Here is a 19,715-nt window from a genome sequence, read left to right as displayed (position 1 = left end):
CTCGGAGGGGTGGACGAAAAAGTAGGAATAAATTTTTCAACAAAGTTTATTGCCCCGGGCCTGATCTGAGAGAACGATGGAACTACACGGTGCCCTCAACGACTTCAAGCGCTCGCAGGGGGATCCACAGCGATTTCCCGGCGAGCGACGGTCGACGACGGGACTCTTTTCCGGCCTCGACGAGCGGCTCGTCCACGTTTCGCGCGACGGCTCGGTCAGGGACTACTCCTATCCCCTCTCCGGTCTGACCGGCATCGAACGCTCCCGGTTCGGACTCGAGCGGGACGGTGACGTTCACTGGTTCGATAGCGACGGGACTGACCAGCGCTACGTCGGACCGACGGCGGTCGTCGAGACGACCCACACCGTCGGCGAGTCGACCTGCGTCCAGTACGATCTCACGATCGGGCGACTCCACCTGACTCACTTCGCGCTCGAGGAGGGAGCGGGGGCCGAGGACGTCAGCCTGCACGCCTGCCTCGGATTCGCTCCGGAGGGGCGGGCAGGCCGGATTGGACAGCTCTGGCACGGCAATGCCGTCGAGATTCACCACGACACCGAACACGACTTCCTCGCTGCCTCCGCCGAACTCTCCGTGACCGGGCAGGTCCCCGAGCGATTCGCGGAGTTACTCGCGACGGAGCCGGCCGACTTTCCGCGGTCACCGACCGACGACCGCTACGAGGAGGCCCGCCTCAGTCCGATCGTACTGGGCGAAGTCGAACTGACGGAATCGTCCCCAGATGCAACTATCGTGACGCTACTCTCCGACGGCGGCGACCGGGCCGACGCGCTCGAGCGGGTGCGAACCGCTGCGGCCGAGTACGCCGATCGGGAGGCGATACTCGAGGCGGGCCGCGAGCAGGCCCGGGACAAGCTTCCCGACCCAGATCACGATATCGAGGGGGGAGTTGCTGATCTCCGTGCGCTCGCGCTGTTGCGCGCGCCGACGGGAGCCCGGATGGCGGGCCCCGAGTTCGATCCGTTCTATCGGTACTCCGGCGGCTACGGCTACACCTGGTTCCGCGACGACGCCGAAATCTCCCGATTCCTGCTCGACGCGGATCGGCGGCTCGGACTCGGGCTCGAGGACTGGCACGCGAAGAGTGCCCGGTTTTATGCCGAAACGCAGTTGTCGGACGGGACCTGGCCCCACCGAGTGTGGCCGTCTAACGGCGACCTCGCTCCCGGGTGGGCTCACGGCCGAGTCGAGGAAGGAGACTCCGAGGAGTATCAGGCCGACCAGACCGCGAGCGTCGCGGCCTATCTGGCCGCGTCTCTCCGTCACGTCGATCCGACCGACGAGCGGGTGCGGGAAACGCTCGCGGCCGCCCTCGACGGACTGAACGACTCCCTCGCGGCCGACGGCCTGCCCGTACGGGTCCAGAACGCCTGGGAGAACATGACCGGCCGATTCGCACACACCGCGGCGACGTTCCTCGAGGCGTACGCCGCGATCGCTCGAGCACCGGTCGACGACGCGCTCGCAGCGCGGGCGCTCGAGAACGCCCGATCAGTCTACGAGAGCCTGGACGACCTCTGGCTCCCCGAACGCGGAATCTACGCCATGCGGACGGCAGACGGCGACGTGGACGACCGAATCGACGGGAGCACGCTCGCGCTGGTTTCGGCGCACCGCGAGTACGATGCGCTCGAGGACGTCGACGACGAGCGGCTCGACCGGGTGGTCTCTCACGTCGAGACGACGCTCGACGAACTCTATCGGAACCCGGAGGGACCGGTCGAGGGACTCGCTCGGTTCGAGGGTGATCCCTGGCGAGTCCGCGACCAGGGCGCGGCAAAGATCTGGACGGTAACGACGGCCTGGGGAGCCAATGCCGCCATCACGCTGAGTGAGCTACTGGCTGCACACGGTCGGCACGAGGAGGCGCAGGCGTTCGAAGAGCGCGGTCGGACGCTGCTGGCACTCGTCAGTCCCGGCGGAGCGCTCCGTCGGTCGGGTGGATATCTCCCCGAGCAAGTGTTCGACGACGGCACGGCCGACAGCGCGACGCCCCTCGGGTGGCCCCATGCGATCCGACTCGCAACGGCGAGCGCGCTGGACTCGGCGGACTCGTCACCGCTCGCGGACACTGAAACTCCTCCGCAATCTCACGAGTAACGACGGAACAGCGCCGTTGCTTGGCCACAGGTTCTCTCGGTACGATAGAAGCGGACGATAGCGGCAGTTCGAGAGCGCAACCTCGCTCAGTCAGACGTGACTGCCCGTGCATCGGGCTCCTCCTCGAGGACGTTCCGGCCCGTTTCCGGATCGAACAGGTGGACGTCGGACTCGTCGAACGTGAGCGTCACCTGATCGCCCGGCTCGAGGTCGACGTCCGAGTCGACGCGGGCGATGAATTCGCTGCTCACGTCCAGGTGGAGGAAGTTGTCGGAGCCGACGGGCTCGACCACGTCGATAGCCGCCGTGATCGTATTGGCCGCCCCCCTGTCTGCGATCCGTACGTTCTCCGGACGGATGCCGAGCGTGTACTGACTCGCGTCGAGCCCATCTTCGTGGCGTCCGACGTACGCCCCCGAAAGCTCGAACTCGAACCCGCCGTCGGGACCGGTCAGGCGAAGTCGATCACCCGCCGGTTCGACGGCGACGTCGACGAAATTCATCGACGGCGAACCGACGAAGCCGGCGACGAATTCGTTAACCGGGTTCTCGTAGACTTCGGTCGGCTTCCCCTGTTGCTGGAGTTCGCCGCCGTCGAGGATGACGATTCGGTCGCCCATCGTCATCGCCTCGTGTTGGTCGTGCGTGACGTAGACGGCGGTGATCCCGAGCTCGTTCTGGAGGCGCTGGATCTCGGCGCGCATACTCGTCCGGAGTTTTGCATCGAGATTGCTGAGCGGTTCGTCGAACAGGAACAGGTCGGGTTCCCTGACGATCGCGCGGCCGAGCGCGACCCGCTGTTTCTGGCCACCGGAGAGCTCGTCGGGTTTGTCCTCGAGCAGCTCCTCGATGTCCATCATCTCGGCCGTCTCGACGACCCGCTGCTCTCGTTCGGACTCGGTCAAATCGGTGCTCATCCGGAGCCCGAACGCCATGTTCTCGAAGACCGTTTTGTGGGGATAGAGTGCGTAGTTCTGGAACACCATCGCGACGTTCCGGTTCTTCGCGTGGACGTCCGTGACGTCGTCATCACCGATTTCGATCCGTCCGGACGTGGGTTTCTCGAGGCCGGCCAGCATCCGCAGCGTCGTCGTTTTGCCGCAGCCTGACGGCCCGACGACGGTCACGAACTCGCCGTCCTCGATCTCGAGGTCGAGGTCGTTGACGGCGATGACGGAGCCGGCGTCGTATTCCCTCCGCAGCGATTCGACCGTTACTCGTGCCATTTCACTGGTCGTTCGGAGAGGGGGCGTAAAACCTTTTCCCAAATAGTGGAATTTAAGAAGTAATATTACACCAAATATCTCCATCCCTCGTCGGTTGCACCCAGAGCGGAGAATCATTTGACCAGATCCGCCGTTACATAGATGTATCTCAAGTATAGTTAGGTGATAAAACTCGATACAGACCGGCGAAAGAGTCGATACAGTGGGCAAAAAGCCGCGTTCGTCCAGTATGGAGCGCGCCAGCGAGTCGCCATCCTAACAATTAAATATATGAAGATATTATTCATCACTGATTGCCCATGACACTGCATCGCAGGAACGTACTGGCGGGGATCGGCGGGGTTGCATCACTGACAACAGCGGGATGTCTCGGCGGAGCGCTCGGCGGAAGCTCCCAGGAGACGACGCTCTGGAACCAGTTCACGGGGAGCGAGCAGGACAGCCTCGAGACGCACCTCGAAACGTTCAACGAGGGACGGGACGATCCGATGGTCTCCGAGAACCTCTCGGACGTCAAAAAGCAACTCAAAACGGCGATCCCGGCAGGAAACGGGCCCCACACCTTCCCGTGGGCCCACGACCGCATCGGCAAGTATCAGAGTCAAGACTTCCTCTACGACGGGAGCGGCGATCTCGAGCTCGACCTCGAAGCGACGTTCACCGAAAACGCCGCCTCCGCAGTTCAGTGGGAGGACGGCGTGTACGGACTCCCCTACGCGTCCGAAACGGTGTCGCTCATGTACAACCCCGATCTGGTGGACGAACCACCGGAGACCCTCTCGGAGATGGTCTCCATCATGGAAGACCACCACGATCCCGAGAACAGCACGTGGGGGCTCTCGTGTCCACCGAAGACGGCGTACTTCGTCAGCGCGTTCTTGCACGCCTTTGGCGGGCGGATCTACAACGAGGAGAGCCGCGAACTCGGTATCGAAACCGACGAGTTCCTCGAGGGAGTCGAACTCCTCCAGGATTCCATCTGGCCGTACGTCGCGGACGATACCACGTACAACGGACAGATGCCGCCGTTCGCCGACGGCAACGCACCATTCGCGATCAACGGCCCGTGGCAACTCGGTAGCTTCCGCGACAGCGGCGTCGACGCGACCGTCGCACCGCTTCCCGACGTCGACGGTGGTAGCCCAACGCCGTACACGGGCGTACAGACGTGGTACTTCACGGCACAGCTTGACGGGGCGGACGAGGCGTCGCTCGACACGACGCTGGAGTGGGCCGAGTGGTACACGACCAACGAAGACGTGATCACCGGTAACGCACGGAATCACGGTTTGATCCCCGTTCACTCGGATTACGTCGACTCCGACGAGCTCGGCGACGACGTCCCGATGTTCGCTGAAACCGTCGATATGGGGACTCCGATGCCAGCCGATCAGCGTATGGATACTGTGTGGACGCCGTTCGAAAACGCCCTCGAGCGAGTATTCAACGATCAGGCGGAGCCCGACGTGGCGATGAAATCGGCTGCCGACGAGATCCGCAGCCGCTGGGAGTAACTGACTGCGCTCACTACGCAACTTTATGTCAACATCGTCATTCCTCAGCCGTGTGTCAAAGCGGGGTCAGCAACCGCTTTCAGGTACCCTGGACGATCTGTTCGGGCTCCTCCTCGTATTTCCCGGTGCCGTCCTCTTTGGCTCGTTTATGCTGTTCCCGATCACGTTCCTGATTTACCTGTCGCTGACCGACGCGACCCACGCGGGGACGGTCATCGGTGGCGGGTCGAACGTAGTCGGCCTCGAGAACTACAGGGCGCTCTACACGGACATCCAGTTCTGGAATTCGTTAGCCATCACCTGGCTGTTCGTCGTGGTGAGTCTGGTGATCAAGATCGCGCTCTCGATCGGACTCGCGATGGTGCTCACGCACGCCCGCGTCGTGGGCAAGCGGTTCATGCGGGCCATCGTCATCGTTCCGATGGGATTCCCGACGATCTTTACGATCACGGTCTGGAAGGGGCTGTTCAGTAGCGCCCGGTTCGGTCCGCTGAACCAGTTACTCGACTACTACAACGGTGTCGTCACTGGCCTCGTAAGCGCAGTGGATGCGGTCGTCGTCTTCGCGACGATCAACGCCCCCGAACTACTGCTTGCCGACGTCCCTGTTTCGTGGCTCAGCGGTGGCCGATGGAGCGCCTTCTTCGCGTACGTCACGACGGAAGTGTGGCTGGCGTATCCGTTCATGGTCATCATCATCGTGAGCGCGCTGCAGGACGTTCCGGGCGAACTCCACGACGCGGCGAAGGTCGACGGCGCGGGGTTTCTCCATCGGTTCCGTCACGTCACGCTCCCATCGATCAAACGACCGGTCATGTTCGGCGCGATCCTGACGGCGGCGACGTCGTTTCAGCAGTTCCTCGTCCCGTGGATCTTCAATCAGGGCGGTCCCTCGCGGCAGAACGAACTCCTCCTCGTCTACGGCTACCGTGAGGCGACCGCTCTCAACGAGTACGCGTTCGGCTCCGCGATCATGGTGACTGCCATCGCGTTCATCGGCATGTTCATGTGGCTCGCAGTGCGGAAAGGCGACCTCGCCGAGGGGGTGAACTCGTAATGACGCCATCCGAATCTGAGACGCAGGCCGACGACCGGCTCAGGAATCGACTCCGGAATCCGTGGGACACCGCCAAGACGGTCGCCGGGACCGGCGGTGCCATCGGCATTCTGCTGGTCCTCATGTTCCCCGTCTACTGGGTCCTCAGCGCATCGCTTTCCCAGGGTTCGGGCCTAATGAGCACCGAAGGGATATTCGCCGATCCGTCCACCTACAACCTCGAGGCTTACCGGTGGGTGCTCTTCGAGTCGGCGTTCCGAGACGCACTCGTCAACAGCCTGGTCGTGGTGACCGTCACCGTCCTCGTCTCGATGTCGGTCGTCATTCCGGGCGCGTACGCGCTCTCGCGGCGGAAATTCATCGGTCGCGAGAAGATCCTCTACGGCTACGTCCTGTTTACGCAGGTCGGCGCCGGCCTCTCGATCGCGACGCTGATCGCGCTGTACGCGCTGTTCGTCAATCTCGGACTGAGTAACAACCTTCTCGTGCTGGGGCTGTTCTACGCGGCCGGAGCGATCCCGTTCAACACGTGGTTGCTCAAGACCTTCATGGACAACATTCCGGTCTCCTACGAGGAGGCCGCGATCGTCGACGGTGCCGGCCGATGGGACGTCATCCGCGAGGTGATCCTGCCGCTGTCGAAACCCGGCATCGCCGTCGTGCTGGTCTTTACGTTCCTGGCGGGGTGGAACGAGTTCATCATCGCACAGACGTTGCTCCGACCGAACAACTACACGCTCGCGGTCGAACTGTTTTCGCTCGCCCAGTCCGGCCGGTTCGAGACGCCGTGGACCCAGTTCTCGGCGTTCGCGATCCTGTTCGCATCCCCGGTCGCGATCATCTACTTCTTCGCTCAGAATTACGTCGAGAGCGGCCTCTCCTTCGGCGGGATGGAAGGCTGAGGCGGCTCTCGAACGACCGTTTCGTTCGCAGTCGATTCGTTACCGCAACTACTCAACTATGTAGATACGATCGTCTCGATCTCAACCGTTCGGCGGTCGCGAAGCGGGGCTCAATTGCTCTCCTCGCACTCGAGGACGACTACGGTTTCGACCGAGAGTGTCCGATCTCTATCGATACCGCCACCGACGTTCGCCCCGGTTAGGAGATCGGTTTCACCGACCGGTTCGTCGACCTCGACCGTTGCAGACCCCGTTCCGAAGTGGAGTACCACGACGACGCGGCGACCGCTTTCGGAGTCCGTCCGAGCGAAGGCGACGGCGGCGTCGGTGTCCGAGTCGTACCCGATGCGCTCGAGGTCCGCGCCGGCTTGTAACGCCGGATGCGATTTCCGAAGGTCGATCAATCGCTCGTAGTGCTCGAGCAGGCCCTCGTCGAACGCGTCCCAGTTCATCGGGTCGCGCCGTCCCGTCACGCCGGTTTCCTGCCCGTAGTAGAGCATCGGCGAGCCGGGGAGCGTGAACGTCGACGCGCCGGCTGCCAGTTGCGCGTCCCGCCCGTACTCGGTGAGATATCGGTCGGTGTCGTGGTTCTCCACGTACAGCAACCACTCCGAGTCGGGGTGGGCACCGCGGCGCTGCCGGTCCTCGATCGCCTCGAGGATCGCGTCGGCGGTCGTCGTGTCCAGCCCGGCCGCGGAATCGGTGAACTCGTCCGCGACCGCGTTGTCTTCGTCTTTCGTCCCCTTCTCGTCGGACTCGCCGGTTCCGTGGTCCGTGATCGACTCGCCCAACTGCTCGAGCGTGTCGTGGAGGACGTCGTCGTGGTGCATGTGGAACCGGCCGCCCCCCATCTCGGTATCGGAGGGGAGCGTCTCGTCCAGCAGGAAAAAGTCGCTGTCCGTGCCCGCCAGTCGATCGGACACTTCGGTCCAGAAGCTCAGGGGGACGCCCCACGCGACGTCGGCCCGAAAGCCGTCGACTTTGTCGGCCCAGAAGTCCACGACCTCGAGCAGGTACTCCCGGACTTCCGGGTTACCGTAGTTCAGGTTGGGGATGCCGTCCCAGCCGAAGTAGGTGTCCGCGTCCCGCTCGTCGAAATCGACCCAGCGATACCAGTCGCGGTAGCGCTCGTGATCTGGGTGGGCCTCGTCGACGGCGGCCTCGTAGAACGGATGCGTGTCGGCCGTGTGGTTGATCACGAGATCGAAGACGACCTTGAGATCCCGGTCGTGACAGGCGTCGACCAGCGCCTCGAAGTCGGCTATCGTGCCGAGGTCGGAATCGACCCGGAAGTAGTCCCGCGTGTTGTAGCCGTGGGGGCCACCGAACTCCATCGGCGTCCCGAACCCGCTCTCGGCCTCGAGAAACGGCGTCAACCAGAGGACGTCGATCCCGAGGCGCTCGAGATGGTCGAGTCGCTCCGCGATCCTCTCGAACGTGGGATCGTCCTGATCCGGGAATCGGCGCGTGAAGATCTCGTATACGATCGCGTCGACGGCCCACTCGGGCGGTTCGAACGGATTGTCGATGCTGACGGCTGGTTGGCCCGGCCGGTCCGCATCGGGAACCAACTCGATCGCGTCCGGCACCGAATGTCGTTCGTCTACGGCCACCGCGTAGACGCGAGTCGGTTCGTCGATCGCGCTGACGGGAATCGTGCCGTCGGCCTCGAGTACGTCCTCGTTCCGGTCGTCGACGTAGAACTCGATATCGGGGTCGCCGTCACCGACGACGTTGGCCGTCGCAGAGAGCTGAATCCGATCGTCCTCGAGCGTCGCGTCGAGTTCGACCTGCGGTCGCGGCGCGTCTTCGTCCGCCTCGGGAAACGCGCGGACCGTCAGCTCGTGCGTTCCGTCGGGTGCCTCGAGCGCGAGCGTGTACTCGCCCGGCACGTCCGGTTCGAACTCGGCGACCGGGCCGTCTGTCGGTGCAGCGTTCGAACCAGCCGGTGACTCGAGGACTCGCCAGTCGTACGCGCCCTCGGTGCCCGGGTTCCACGGGGCCAGCGAGTCGCGCGTCTCCATTTCGTTCCCGTTCGGGTCGACGATTCCCTCACCGACAGTGACGAAACGGGGCGGGCCGGGATGGGACGACCCGTCGCCGCTCTCGAACGCGTCGGATTCCGTTTTGCCGCCGTCCATCCGTATCCGCTGGCTGTCCATAGAGTACCTTCCAGTATCGAGCGTAAATCTGTGTTGAAATAGTACATATATTTTGCGCCAGTCGACTCGTTGACGACCGATTCACACTCGAACACGTGGGGCCCTTCCGTCGAGCGGAGAAATCGTGATCTTATTCGTGAGGTGATGGTTCTCGATAAATGATGACTGACCAAGGGTTCGATATACTCGAAGTAGTTCCTGAAGGACACCCTCGCCCCCAGGTGTTCCACGAAATCGAGCAGGAAATGGAAGTGTGGATAGGCGCAGACTCGTCCGGTCACGACCTCGATCACGCCAGACGCGTGTTCACTATGGGCGTTCGGTTGGCCGATCGGAAGGTCGCCGATGTCGATATCGTCGGAGCCGCAGCCCTCACTCACGATATCCACCGGTCTATGGGTGCAGACGGCGAGTACGTTCATCCCAACGAGTCACTATCAGCGGTGAAGTCCGTACTCGAGGCGACGTCGTTCCCGGACGAGAAGCTTCCGTCGGTAGTCCACTGTGTCGAGGTTCACGAAGAGTACGAATTCGAGGGCGACGAGAATCCGGCCGAAACGATGGAGGCCCGCATCGTACAGGACGCGGACAACCTAGATGCGATGGGAGCGGTCGGTATCGCGAGGAACTTTGCGTTTACCGGCGTGGTCGGTAACCGGCTCTGGGCTCCGGATGCCGAGGAGAACTCCGGACTCGGTCACTTTACCGATAAACTACTGCATCTCAAAGCGGAGATGAACACCGACGAAGCGAGGGAGATCGCCGAGGAACGCCACCAGTTCCTGGAGGAGTTCAGCGATCGCTTCAAAAGGGAATGGCAAGGGAAACTATGAGAGCGTGGTTCTGCGACTACGACCGGGCGTCGAATACGGGATAATCCCATCGGAACCGCCGATAACTGGTGTGGTCGAATACCGTCCGAAATCGGAGATCAGGGGCGGTGGTTACGCTTCGTCGAACAGCTCTTCGCCGTCGACCATGTGTTCCTCGACGGTATCCATATCGAGCGTCACGCCGAGGCCCGGCTCTTCCGGAATCTCGATGTAGCCGTCCTCGATGACGTCCTCCTCGACGAGGTCCTCCCACCAGCCGAGCTCGTAGGAGTGGTACTCGACTGCCAGCGAGTTCGAGATCGCCGCGCCGACGTGGGCGCTGGCGACCGTCGCCACCGGCGAGGCGACGTTGTGCATCGCAACCGGCATGTAGTACATATCGGCCAGGTCGGCGATCTTCCTCGTCTCGCGCATGCCGCCGACCTTGGGCATGTCCGGCGCGATCATGTCGACGGCCTGCTCCTCGATCAGGCGGCGCTGGCCGTGCTTCCGGTAGACGTTCTCGCCGACGGTGATCGGCGTCGACGTCGACTGCGTGACTTCCCGCTGGACGTCGTGGTTCTCCGGCGGGACGGGGTCCTCGAGCCACCAGACGTCGTAGTCCTCCAGGCGCTTCGCGAGACGTTTCGCGCTGCCGCCGGAGAAGGTCCAGTGACAGTCGAAGGCGACGTCGGCTCGCGAGCCGACGCGTTCGGTGACCGCTTCGACGATCGAGACCTTGTGGTCGATTTCGGGACCGCGGAGGTGTCGGTTCGCGCGGTCCTTCTCGTGGCCGCTGGGCACGTCGAGGTCGAACTTCAGGGCGTCGTATCCCAGCTCCTCGACGACCCGCTCGGCCTCGTCGGCGCAGGCGATCGGATCGGCTTCCTCCTCGGTGTGGCAGTCACAGTAGACCCGCATCTCGTCGCGGTACTTGCCCCCCAGCAGCTGGTAGGCCGGCACGTCGAGGATCTTGCCGGCGAGGTCGTGGAGCGCGACCTCGATGCCGGAGATCGCGGTGACGGTGACGCCGCCGATCGAGCCCTCGCCGGACATCTTCTGGACGAGGTGCTCGGTGAGTCGGTCGATGTCCAGCGGATTCTCCCCCTGCAGGAACGGCGTCATCCGTTCGATCAGTTCCGGCGCCCCGGCACCCCAGTAGGCCTCGCCGGTGCCGACGACTCCCGCGTCGGTGTAGATGCGGACGAGCGTCCACGGGAAGTTCCCGTCGACCATCGTCGTCTGGATGTCGGTAATTTCGACGTCCCGTCCGCCGCCGCGCTCGCGCGTGACCCCCATCGTCTCCGAAGAGAGGTCTCGCATCGTGTACTCTGCGTTCGGATCGTGTAAATCTGAGTAGTCGACTCCCATGGATGGATATTCACTCCGAAGATAGTAATAGTTTCTACCTTCTCTCGGCAAGGTTTCGGACGCGGACTCGATCGGCGGGCGACTCGCTTCGGTGACACCATACGGACCGAGGATCCTGAACTCACTGCTTGCAACGGGGCCGGTGACCCTCGATCGAGACTCAGCGACTACGGGCAGCTCTCACGCGTTCGAGTTCGTCGGTTACGTCCTCCAGCTCGACGTCCAGCGCCGCAGACGCGGCGAGTGCGGCCCGTTTTTCGGCCGTCCGGTGATCGATCGCCTGCGGTCCGACGGCGAATTCGATTCGGATCACGCCGTCGGTCGGCCTCGAGCGGCCGAGCACGGTCACGGGGCCGACCTCCCGAGTGTTCCGAACGTGGGTACCGCCGCAGGCCGTGACGTCCCATGGATCGGCCGAGCCGTTCATATTGGAGAGTCGGTTCCGATTGCGGTTGTCGTTCTCGTCTTCGATCGTGACGACGCGAACTCGTCCCTTCTCGACGGCGGCGGCGTCGAGTTCGGCATCGACGGTGATCCCGTCGCGCTCGCGTGCCCTCGAGAGCGGCATATCGTCCCACGATACCGGTCGCGATTCCCAGACCACGCGGTTGACCAGTTCGTCCAGTTCGATCAGCGTCTCGTCGTCGAGGGTCGCGCTCGTCTCGAGGTCGACACTGGCGGTTTGCGCCCCGATATCGAGTCCGACGCACGTCGGTTCCTCGAGCAGTCGCCGCGCTGCACCGGCGAGGATGTGACTGGCCGTGTGGGCCCGCATGCAGTACATCCGGAACGACCAGTCGACCGAACAGAGGACGCGGTGGCCCGTCCGAAACGACGGCTCCTCGGCCAGCACGTGAACTTGCTCGCCGTCGGCGTACTGGACGTCCGTGACGGCGATGTCTCCGATGGTCCCGCGGTCGGCCGGCTGCCCGCCGCTCGCCCCGAAGAAGTGGCTGCGCTCGAGCCAGACCCGTCGGCCGTCGATCGACGTTACCTCGGTTTCGAACCGCGTGGCGTACGGTTCCGCTGCCGCCCGTTGCCCGGTCATCGGTTGAAATGTGTCGTCAGCGGTTAAAAGTCTGCTCGCCGATACTGTCACCGGAGACGAACGAGCCGTCGCCTACTCCGCGAGCGTCACGTCGAGTCGGTCCTCAAGGGCCTCGATCAGGCCGCCACCGATGCCGGCCTGCGCTGCCCGCCCCTGTTCGACCGCGAGGACGTCTTTCTCCGACGCATCGAGTTCCGCCGCGAGCTCCTCGCGCTGGAGCCCGGCGTCCTGTCGGGCCTCGACGAGCGCGTCGCCGTAGTCCGAAACCAGGTACGGCAGCGGGTCGTCGTCGTAGTTCGTTCCCTCGCTCTCCCAGTGTTCGGAGTCACCGTCCCAGACCGGGTTCGCTTTCGCGACGTTCTGGGCCGCCTTTCGTTTACGGCTCGGTCCGTCGTCGGCGCCCGCGTCCTGCTCGCTCCGGTTCTCGGTTCGGTCTTGGCCGCGCGCTTTGGAATCGTCGTGTGGCGCACAGTCCGGACAGACCTCGAGTTCGGCTCCGGCGACCGATGCGAGCGTGAGCGAACTACTCTCGGCACCACAGAGTTCGCAGTTCGTCCCGCCACCGCTACCGGACGAACCGGTCGAGTATTTGGCCATGCGAGTGTTTGGCATCTGTCGCATTTCAACTAATCGGTAGCGCGGACCTCGATGACGAGTCCCACTCACACGGTCGATAGTGTCGGACTCGGCTCGTCTCCTCCGAGCGACGGACCACGCCGCGCCATCGCGGCAGTGAGACCGGTCAGAGAGCCGGACCGAAATCGTTCATCACCGCGCGAACGAGTTTCGCCTCCGCTTTCTGAAGGTGACCGCTGGCCGTCGCAGGAGCGCATTCGAGTTCCGCAGCGATGTCCTCGTGGGTCACCCGACGGGGCCGTTCGTAGTATCCCATCTCGAAGGCGACCGAAAGCGCCTCGCGTTGTCTGTCGCTGAGCGCTCGCACCGGGTCGTCGAGTTCACCCCTGAATTCTCCGATTTCGTCGACCCGAATCTCCATCACGTCGGACGATTCCTCGAGTGCTGCCTGAATCTGCTGCGGGTCGCCGACCCCGCTGCCGTACATCTTGCCGTCCCGGTAGATGATCGGCGTCCGAACGATCAGCTCGAGGCGGGAACTCGCTCGCAGGATGCTGTCGTACATCGGCATCTCCAGCGAGCGCGCGACGACGAGTGCGTAGGTGCGGCCACGGCTCGATTCGGACAGCCGTACCGACTCGAGACCGTCGATCTCGGACGCTCGCTCCGCGAGGACGGTCGCATCGCCATCGATCGAGAACAGGTAATTGTCGACGCCGTCCAGCGTCGTGTTCACCTCGAGAACGCGCGCTTCCTCGATCGCAGGCGTATTGGCGAGGAGATTGAAAAACGCCGGTGCCCTGTCGGGGTCCACACGAACGGTGACTCGGAGCCGTTTCATACGTCATCTCGTCCGGTGACGTCCCATAAATCCCGCTTCTATACGTGGCCGAATCCTCTCGATAAATGGACGGCTTCCATACGATGATGCGAACGAACCCGCCAACGGTACCGGCTGACACGATCCGGTGGAGAGGCGACGAGACGCAGCGGAGCAGTGTCCACTCGTCGATCGATCGACCCGGAAACTCGAGCGTGAACGGGATATCAAAGAGGGTGCGTGGCCTCCGGATCGATCCAGTGTCCGACCGGCGACTCGGGCCGAGCGAGGAGGTGAGATCGTGATGTCGTGGATCGATCGCATCGCGACGGTGGTCACCGAATATAGCTGGATCGTCATCGCCGTGATGGTGCTGACGACGGCTGCCGTCGGCGCAGGAACGGGCGCGATGGAAGAGTCATCGTCAGTAACCGGACTCCCGGACGATTCGGAGGTCTCGAGGGCGTACGACGACGTCAGGGCCGACTTCTCTCCCCGGGAGGCCAACACGACGACGTCGGTGATCGCGATCAGCAACGAGAGCGGGAACGCGCTCTCGAAGGCGACGCTCGTGCGGACGCTTCGATACCAACAGAAGCTCCGGGAAAACGGGACGCTCAACGCCACGCTGGTGGACGACCGGCCGACCGTCAGCGTGGCGAACCTCGTTGCGACGGCAGCGATCGCGAGCGACCGTCGGTACGCTGACCGGAACGCCACACCCGCGACGACCGGGCGGGGGACTTCCCCGCCGCTCGAGGAGCAGATCGCACGACTAGAGTCGATGGACGACGCCGAGGTGGCGGCCGTCGTGCGACGGGTACTGGACCCCGAGCGTCCCACGGCCGCGAGTCGGACGGCATCGCGGCTGCTGCCACGGACGTACGAGCCGGGATCCGCGACGGCCGCGAGTCACCTCCTCGTGCTCACGCAGGACACCGACGGGGCAGTGCAGGTCGACGTGGCGCTTTCGAAACCGGTCTCGGACGGGCAACGGGCGGCCTGCTCGCTGGCCGCGACCCAGCCCGGACCCGAGACGTACTACGTGTTCGGCGGCGGCCTCGTGAGCGGCCAGCAGAGCGCTGCGATATCCGATAGTCTCGCGATGCTGGGGCCGCTGGCGCTGGCTTTCGTCCTCATTTCGCTATCGGTCGCCTACCGTGACCCGATCGACGTGGTGCTCGGGTTGGTCGGTGTCGTCGCCGTGTTGGTCTGGACGTTCGGCGCGACGGGCTGGCTCGGTATCGCGTTCAATCAGACGATGATCGCCGTCCCGATCCTGCTGATCGGGCTCTCGGTCGACTACGCGCTGCACGTATTCATGCGGTATCGAGAGGAACGCGCCGCGGACGAGATCGGGGCGAGAACCGCAATGGCCCGGGCGCTGGGACGCGTGGGCCCGGCCCTCGTGGTAGTCACGGTGACGACGGCGATCGGGTTCCTCGCGAACCTCACGAGTCCCATGGGTGATATTCGCTCGTTCGGGCTCGTCGCCGCCATCGGAATCACTGCGACCCTGATCGTCTTCGGGCTGTTCGTGCCGGCCCTCAAATCCGCGATCTCCTCGCGTCTGGGTCGGTTGGGATGGGATCGGACCCCGTCGCCGCCGGGATCGGCCGGGCGCCTCCGGCGAGCGCTCGGCGCGAGCGCGTCGATCGCCAGCGCTGCACCGCTGGCAGTGGTCGTGTTCGCCCTCGTCCTCAGCGCGGGTGCCGCGTACGGGGCGACGGGGGTCGACGTTGCCAGCCCGGACGAGGCCTTCATGGCCGACGATCCGCCGGAGTGGACCGCTACCCTCCCGGATGCGGTCCAGCCCGGCGAATTCTACCTCAAGGAAAATCGCCGCTATATCGACTCACGCTTCCAGACGCCCGATACGCAAGGCTACGTTCTCGTCGAGGGGAACGTAACCGATCCGGAGACGCTCGAGCGAGTCGCCGCCGCCGAACGAACGACGAGGCGATCCGAGGCCGTCGCGACTGGCCCGAACGGAGCGGAGACGTTCGTGACGCCGCTGTCGGCGATGGAGCGGGCTGCGGCGCAAAATCGGACGTTCAACGAGACGTTCCACGCCGCCGATACCGACGGCGACGGCGTCCCCGACGCCGATCTCCGAACGCTCTACGACGAGTTCTACGCGGCGACGCCGGACCTCGCAGCACGGACGATCCACCGCACGGACGAAGATCGGCACGCGTCGGAAGACGGTGCGAGCGGGAGATACACTGCAGTTCGGCTCCGGATGGCCCTCGACAGAGACGTCGACCGGGCGACTGCCGTTGCACCGCTCCGCGATAGCGCAGCCGCGTTCGACGATACCGACGGTGTCGACGCGACTGCGACCGGTCAGCCGGTCATCGCGAAGGAGCTGAACGACCGCCTCGCGATGACGTTGCTCGAGAGTCTGGGGCTCACCCTCGTCGTCGTCCTCGGATTCCTGCTGACCAGCTTCCGGCTGCGAGAGGGAACTGCCTCGCTCGGAGCCGTTACGCTCGTCCCGGTCGCGTTCAGCGTCAGCTGGCTGCTCGGAACGATGGCGCTGCTCGATATCCCGATCGGACTCGTCACCGCTCTCGTCGGGAGTATCTCCGTCGGGCTCGGCGTCGACTACGCGATTCACGTCAGCGAACGATTCGCGGAGGAGTATGGCACTCATGGCGATGCGGAGGCGGCCCTCGCGAAGACCGTGACGGGGACCGGTGGTGCGCTATCGAGCAGTGCCGTCACCACGGCCGCTGGGTTCGGCGTGCTGTCGTTCTCGCTGTTGCCCGCGCTTCGCCAGTTCGGGTTCATCCTCGCGGTCGGGATCGGGTACTCGTTCCTGGCGAGCGTATTCATCCAGCCGAGTCTGCTGCTGCTCTGGACGCGCTACGGCTCTGGATCGACCGTGGCAGAGAACGTAGACGGCAGGACGGCTGAGAACGCCTCCCATCGATAGGTCCACCGCAGACCCGAATCGTCCCCGAACTGACACTCCCGATCGGTTCGGCGCTGTTTTGTTCCCGTGAGAGGCCGTTACCAGCCGACGTGTTTCTTGAGCGTTGCCCGCAACGGGAGCGCTACTCCACCGCCGATCGGGAGGAGCACGAACGCGACGAGATCGACGGGCAGCGTACCATAGCTGGCCGCGGACAACCCCACCCCAGCGAGCGGTACGAGCACCGGAAGCACGTACAGATACGACGGCGTCCAGCCCGGTCCGCGCCTGGTGTGGCGGACGACGACGCCGAACAGCAACGGCATGAGCAGGGCGCCCGCGAGCAGCGGGCCGCCGACGAGCGTCGCGGTGACACCCACTGCGAGCGCGACGACGATGGTCTCGTCGATCGTCACCGGCCCCCAGCTGTGCTCCCGAGCGACGACGCGGACGACGAGCAACGCACCGACCGCGACCGCCACGACGCCCGCGAGCGCACCGTACCACAGCGTCTGCTCCAGCGGCGGCGCCACGATTTCGACGCCCCGGAGAAACGCGACCGAGGTCTCGAGTCCGTGCCGGCCCTCGGTAAGCAGGGCCCAGATCCCGGCCGGATCGGCACCCACTGCACGGAGCTCGGCCCAGAGCGATTCCAGTGGTCCCCGATTTTCGATTCCGAACTGGCCGAGGCCGGCGGCGTAGACGAGTACCGAGAGCCAGAGCAGCGGCAGCGAGAAGTTCTGTCGCCGCCACCAGCGGGCGAGGGCGTTATCTCCGGTACCGGATCGCGTTGCCGTTCGACCGGATCGACCAGTACTCGAGGTGGTCGCGCCGCTCGTACTGCCGGTTCGACTGGTCGTCGCCGAGCCGCTACCTCCGGTCGCACTCGAGGCGCCACCGGCGGTTCCGGCCGAGGCCGATGCCGCGCCAGCAGCCGCCTTCGACCCGCTCGAGCCCGTTGCGGACGACGATCGGCCGGCGGTCGTCGATCCCGACGCCGTCGAGGCGGCCGCCGCCGACGTGGTCGCCGACGCGTCGTCGCTTTGCCAGACGTCGGGGGAGGGGAGGCCGCTGGTTCGCTTCGCGACGTAGTCTTCGTGGCCGAGACGGTCGTAGGCCTGTCGTTCGACCGGATCGCCGAGGATGTCGTAGGCGGTCTTGACCGCGGTGAACTGGGCCTGTGCGCGGTCGTCGTCGTTCAGGTCGGGGTGGTAGACCCGGACCTGATCGCGGTAGGCGTCCTTGATCTCGTCTTGGGAGGCGTCGGGCGAGATTTCCAGCAGGTCGTAAAAGTCCTCAGTCATGTGAGCATAGGGCGATTGGTTTGCTACGGTGATTGTCGGGGCGGGGTTATAATTTCGGTGTTCTGTCCGGTTCGGTTGCGTATCGTCGTCGCTCGAGGATTGTGGGTATTTCGGCCGTTCGGCTGCGGTTCCGCGAGACCCGTTCCCCTCAGGAGAAGTCCGTGAGTGACGACTGACCGGCCGCTCGGTCGTCACGGTCCGGGTTTGCGCCCGGATCGGAGTCGTCGGTCACCTCCTCGTCTGCCCCTGTTTCGGTACCGGTCGCGTCGCCTTCCCACCCGTCGAGGCTCGCCTGATCGGCGGCCGCGAACTCGAGGTTGGCCACCCGGACGCCGAGTTTGCGGACGGGCTCGGTTTCGAACTCGGTGAACAGATCGCGAGCGATTCGGTCGACGAGGTCGGGGTCGTCGACCGGACCGGGCAGGGACCGTTCGCGCGTGTTGACGTCGTACGGCGGCGTCACGGCTTTAACGCCGATGGTCCGGTAGAGTGCGCCCTCCCGCCGTGCGCGGTCAGCCACGGCCGCCGCGAGCGTTTCGATCAGCTCGTATTTCGGTGACGGGTCCTCGACCGGGTCGGCGAAGGCCGACTCGCGGGAGAAGCTCTTCGGATCGCCTTTCGGCTCGACCCGGCGGTCGTCCTCGCCGCGCGCGCGGCCGTACAGTTCTCGGCCCCGTTCGCCGAAGCGTTCGACCAGCGGCTCCGGGTCCGTTTCGGCGACGTCACCCGCGGTCTCCAGACCCATTTCCCGGAGTTCGCGGGCGGTCACGGGTCCGACGCCGTGAAGCAGCTCCACCTCGAGCGGCGCGAGAAACTCGCGGATCTCGCCGGGCTCGACGACGGTGAGCCCGTCGGGTTTGTCGAAGTCGCTGGCGATCTTGGCCGTGCTCATCGTCGGGGCGACGCCGACGCTGACCGTGACGCCGACTTCCCGTCGGATACGGTCCCGGATGTGGCGAGCGAAGCCGTCGGCGACGTCCCAGGCGGTCCTGTCGGTCACGTCGAGGTAGGCCTCGTCGATGCTCACCTCGCGGACGACGTCGGCACAGTCGTGGAGGATCTCTCGGACGTCGGCTGCGACCGATTCGTAGTAATCCATGTCCACCGGCCGGTAGTAGCCGGTTTCCCCGCGCTCGAGGTCCGATTCGTCGAGCTCACCGTTTTCGAACGCCGCGCGTCGGGGGAGTCGCTCGAGCGCCGTCGAGATCGCCTGTGCGCTCTCGACCCCGAACTCGCGGGCCTCGTAACTGGCGGTGGCGACCGCGCCGTTGGTCGCTCCCGCCTCGTACCCCATCCCGACGACGAGCGGTTCGTCGCGAAGTTCCGGCTCGCGCAGTCGCTCGCAGGAGGCGTAGAAGCAGTCGGCGTCGACGTGGCAGACGATCCGGTCTTCCTCGTCCGCTTCGTCGACGCCCGGTAGCCGCGGCCCGTCGGACATTCGTCTATCGGTCGATTCGTCCGGACCGACGTGAACGTTGCGCCCGGCGGCGGCTGTCACGAACCCCCTAGGCCCAGTCAGTTGTACTCTCGCCAGCGGTATCCGCAGTCGGTACACTTGAAAAAGCGCGTCGGCGGTTCGTCGGCCGACGCGGTCTGTTTGAGCGTGTACCACGCCTCTTCGGCACCGCACTCGTCGCAGATGACGTCCGTCGCCTTCGGTTTCCCTTCGAAGTTCGCCTCCTCGCTGGACTCGATCACGTCGTCGTCGGTCTGGGATTCCGTCGTGACGAACGCGTCCTCCTGCTCGCGGTCCCGTTCGTTCGAGGCTCCGCAATCGTCGTTCGTACAGACCATGCGCTCGCCCTGAGCTTTCATCATCGAGCCGCAGTCGTCACAGAACTGCATATCCGTCGTGTACGGACTCGGCACGCAAAAATACACCAC

The 19,715-nt window shown here is 64.6% G+C and carries 15 protein-coding genes; 6 read left to right on the top strand and 9 right to left on the bottom strand.

What is annotated here, in order from left to right:
* Nucleotides 1-76 precede the first annotated feature (76 nt).
* The gene (locus tag LDB05_RS04945) at nucleotides 77-2,122 is read left to right on the top strand and encodes a DUF7997 domain-containing protein (protein ID WP_226006817.1); all 2,046 of its coding nucleotides are present in this window, start codon (nucleotides 77-79) and stop codon (nucleotides 2,120-2,122) included.
* 86 nt (nucleotides 2,123-2,208) lie between these two features.
* Here the strand turns inward: LDB05_RS04945 and LDB05_RS04940 are convergent, their stop codons facing one another.
* Nucleotides 2,209-3,348, bottom strand: a complete 1,140-nt coding sequence (locus LDB05_RS04940) for an ABC transporter ATP-binding protein (protein WP_226006816.1) — start codon at nucleotides 3,346-3,348, stop codon at nucleotides 2,209-2,211.
* Between the two features lie 299 nt (nucleotides 3,349-3,647).
* Here LDB05_RS04940 and LDB05_RS04935 point away from each other — a divergent pair, with 299 nt between their 5' ends.
* The 3 genes from LDB05_RS04935 to LDB05_RS04925 are packed head-to-tail and all read left to right on the top strand — an operon-like array spanning nucleotide 3,648 to nucleotide 6,821.
* The gene (locus LDB05_RS04935) at nucleotides 3,648-4,862 is read left to right on the top strand and encodes an extracellular solute-binding protein (protein ID WP_226006815.1); all 1,215 of its coding nucleotides are present in this window, start codon (nucleotides 3,648-3,650) and stop codon (nucleotides 4,860-4,862) included.
* A gap of 25 nt (nucleotides 4,863-4,887) precedes the next feature.
* Nucleotides 4,888-5,919, top strand: a complete 1,032-nt coding sequence (locus LDB05_RS04930; protein ID WP_226006814.1) for a carbohydrate ABC transporter permease — start codon at nucleotides 4,888-4,890, stop codon at nucleotides 5,917-5,919.
* Nucleotides 5,919-6,821, top strand: a complete 903-nt coding sequence (locus LDB05_RS04925) for a sugar ABC transporter permease (RefSeq protein ID WP_226006813.1) — start codon at nucleotides 5,919-5,921, stop codon at nucleotides 6,819-6,821. Before LDB05_RS04930 ends, LDB05_RS04925 begins: the two co-directional genes overlap by 1 nt.
* Before the next feature lie 110 nt (nucleotides 6,822-6,931).
* On the opposite strand, the gene LDB05_RS23575 is transcribed toward LDB05_RS04925, so the two are convergent.
* Nucleotides 6,932-8,296 carry an alpha-amylase family glycosyl hydrolase gene (locus tag LDB05_RS23575; protein WP_484549599.1) on the bottom strand — a complete coding sequence of 455 codons (1,365 nt, stop codon included), beginning with the start codon at nucleotides 8,294-8,296 and terminating at the stop codon, nucleotides 6,932-6,934.
* 932 nt (nucleotides 8,297-9,228) lie between these two features.
* Here LDB05_RS23575 and LDB05_RS04915 point away from each other — a divergent pair.
* Nucleotides 9,229-9,816, top strand: coding sequence for an HD domain-containing protein (locus LDB05_RS04915; protein ID WP_226006811.1), 588 nt, complete (start codon nucleotides 9,229-9,231; stop codon nucleotides 9,814-9,816).
* Between the two features lie 111 nt (nucleotides 9,817-9,927).
* Here the strand turns inward: LDB05_RS04915 and LDB05_RS04910 are convergent, their stop codons facing one another.
* From LDB05_RS04910 to LDB05_RS04895, 4 genes are all read right to left on the bottom strand, one after another.
* Complete coding sequence (locus tag LDB05_RS04910) at nucleotides 9,928-11,166, bottom strand: mandelate racemase/muconate lactonizing enzyme family protein (protein ID WP_226006810.1); 1,239 nt, start codon at nucleotides 11,164-11,166, stop codon at nucleotides 9,928-9,930.
* Between the two features lie 160 nt (nucleotides 11,167-11,326).
* On the bottom strand, nucleotides 11,327-12,214 hold the full coding sequence (locus tag LDB05_RS04905; RefSeq protein WP_226006809.1) for an alanyl-tRNA editing protein: 888 nt from the start codon (nucleotides 12,212-12,214) through the stop codon (nucleotides 11,327-11,329).
* A 72-nt stretch (nucleotides 12,215-12,286) separates the two neighbouring features.
* Nucleotides 12,287-12,811, bottom strand: coding sequence for a helix-turn-helix domain-containing protein (locus tag LDB05_RS04900; RefSeq protein WP_226006808.1), 525 nt, complete (start codon nucleotides 12,809-12,811; stop codon nucleotides 12,287-12,289).
* A 145-nt stretch (nucleotides 12,812-12,956) separates the two neighbouring features.
* Entirely contained in the window at nucleotides 12,957-13,631 is a 675-nt protein-coding gene (locus LDB05_RS04895; protein WP_226006807.1) for a helix-turn-helix domain-containing protein, read from the bottom strand.
* 283 nt (nucleotides 13,632-13,914) lie between these two features.
* Here LDB05_RS04895 and LDB05_RS04890 point away from each other — a divergent pair, with 283 nt between their 5' ends.
* Nucleotides 13,915-16,548: an efflux RND transporter permease subunit gene (locus tag LDB05_RS04890; protein ID WP_226006806.1), complete on the top strand. Its 2,634-nt coding sequence runs from the start codon at nucleotides 13,915-13,917 to the stop codon at nucleotides 16,546-16,548.
* A gap of 77 nt (nucleotides 16,549-16,625) precedes the next feature.
* Here LDB05_RS04890 and LDB05_RS04885 read toward each other — a convergent pair whose 3' ends face one another.
* The 3 genes from LDB05_RS04885 to LDB05_RS04875 form a co-directional block, all read right to left on the bottom strand.
* Nucleotides 16,626-17,831, bottom strand: a complete 1,206-nt coding sequence (locus tag LDB05_RS04885; RefSeq protein ID WP_226006805.1) for a J domain-containing protein — start codon at nucleotides 17,829-17,831, stop codon at nucleotides 16,626-16,628.
* Nucleotides 17,832-17,979: 148 nt separating this feature from the next.
* The gene (gene dinB / locus LDB05_RS04880; protein ID WP_226006804.1) at nucleotides 17,980-19,269 is read right to left on the bottom strand and encodes a DNA polymerase IV; all 1,290 of its coding nucleotides are present in this window, start codon (nucleotides 19,267-19,269) and stop codon (nucleotides 17,980-17,982) included.
* A 77-nt stretch (nucleotides 19,270-19,346) separates the two neighbouring features.
* Nucleotides 19,347-19,676, bottom strand: a complete 330-nt coding sequence (locus LDB05_RS04875) for a transcription factor S (protein WP_226006803.1) — start codon at nucleotides 19,674-19,676, stop codon at nucleotides 19,347-19,349.
* Between the last annotated feature and the right edge of the window lie 39 nt (nucleotides 19,677-19,715).

It is taken from the genome of Natrinema salinisoli (assembly GCF_020405205.1).
Taxonomy (GTDB): domain Archaea; phylum Halobacteriota; class Halobacteria; order Halobacteriales; family Natrialbaceae; genus Natrinema; species Natrinema salinisoli.
The sequence above is the reverse complement of the archived record's forward strand: the minus strand, read 5'-3'. Positions and strand labels throughout refer to the sequence as shown.

Excerpts from the sequence above, each read along its gene's own strand:
- LDB05_RS04945 (WP_226006817.1), top strand. The coding sequence starts at position 77 with ATGGAACTACACGGTGCCCTCAACGACTTCAAGCGCTCGCAGGGGGAT.
- LDB05_RS04940 (WP_226006816.1), bottom strand. The coding sequence starts at position 3,348 with ATGGCACGAGTAACGGTCGAATCGCTGCGGAGGGAATACGACGCCGGC.
- LDB05_RS04935 (WP_226006815.1), top strand. The coding sequence starts at position 3,648 with ATGACACTGCATCGCAGGAACGTACTGGCGGGGATCGGCGGGGTTGCA.
- LDB05_RS04930 (WP_226006814.1), top strand. The coding sequence starts at position 4,888 with ATGTCAACATCGTCATTCCTCAGCCGTGTGTCAAAGCGGGGTCAGCAA.
- LDB05_RS04925 (WP_226006813.1), top strand. The coding sequence starts at position 5,919 with ATGACGCCATCCGAATCTGAGACGCAGGCCGACGACCGGCTCAGGAAT.
- LDB05_RS04915 (WP_226006811.1), top strand. The coding sequence starts at position 9,229 with ATGGAAGTGTGGATAGGCGCAGACTCGTCCGGTCACGACCTCGATCAC.
- LDB05_RS04910 (WP_226006810.1), bottom strand. The coding sequence starts at position 11,166 with ATGGGAGTCGACTACTCAGATTTACACGATCCGAACGCAGAGTACACG.
- LDB05_RS04905 (WP_226006809.1), bottom strand. The coding sequence starts at position 12,214 with ATGACCGGGCAACGGGCGGCAGCGGAACCGTACGCCACGCGGTTCGAA.
- LDB05_RS04900 (WP_226006808.1), bottom strand. The coding sequence starts at position 12,811 with ATGGCCAAATACTCGACCGGTTCGTCCGGTAGCGGTGGCGGGACGAAC.
- LDB05_RS04895 (WP_226006807.1), bottom strand. The coding sequence starts at position 13,631 with ATGAAACGGCTCCGAGTCACCGTTCGTGTGGACCCCGACAGGGCACCG.
- LDB05_RS04890 (WP_226006806.1), top strand. The coding sequence starts at position 13,915 with ATGTCGTGGATCGATCGCATCGCGACGGTGGTCACCGAATATAGCTGG.
- LDB05_RS04885 (WP_226006805.1), bottom strand. The coding sequence starts at position 17,831 with ATGACTGAGGACTTTTACGACCTGCTGGAAATCTCGCCCGACGCCTCC.
- dinB (WP_226006804.1), bottom strand. The coding sequence starts at position 19,269 with ATGTCCGACGGGCCGCGGCTACCGGGCGTCGACGAAGCGGACGAGGAA.
- LDB05_RS04875 (WP_226006803.1), bottom strand. The coding sequence starts at position 19,676 with ATGCAGTTCTGTGACGACTGCGGCTCGATGATGAAAGCTCAGGGCGAG.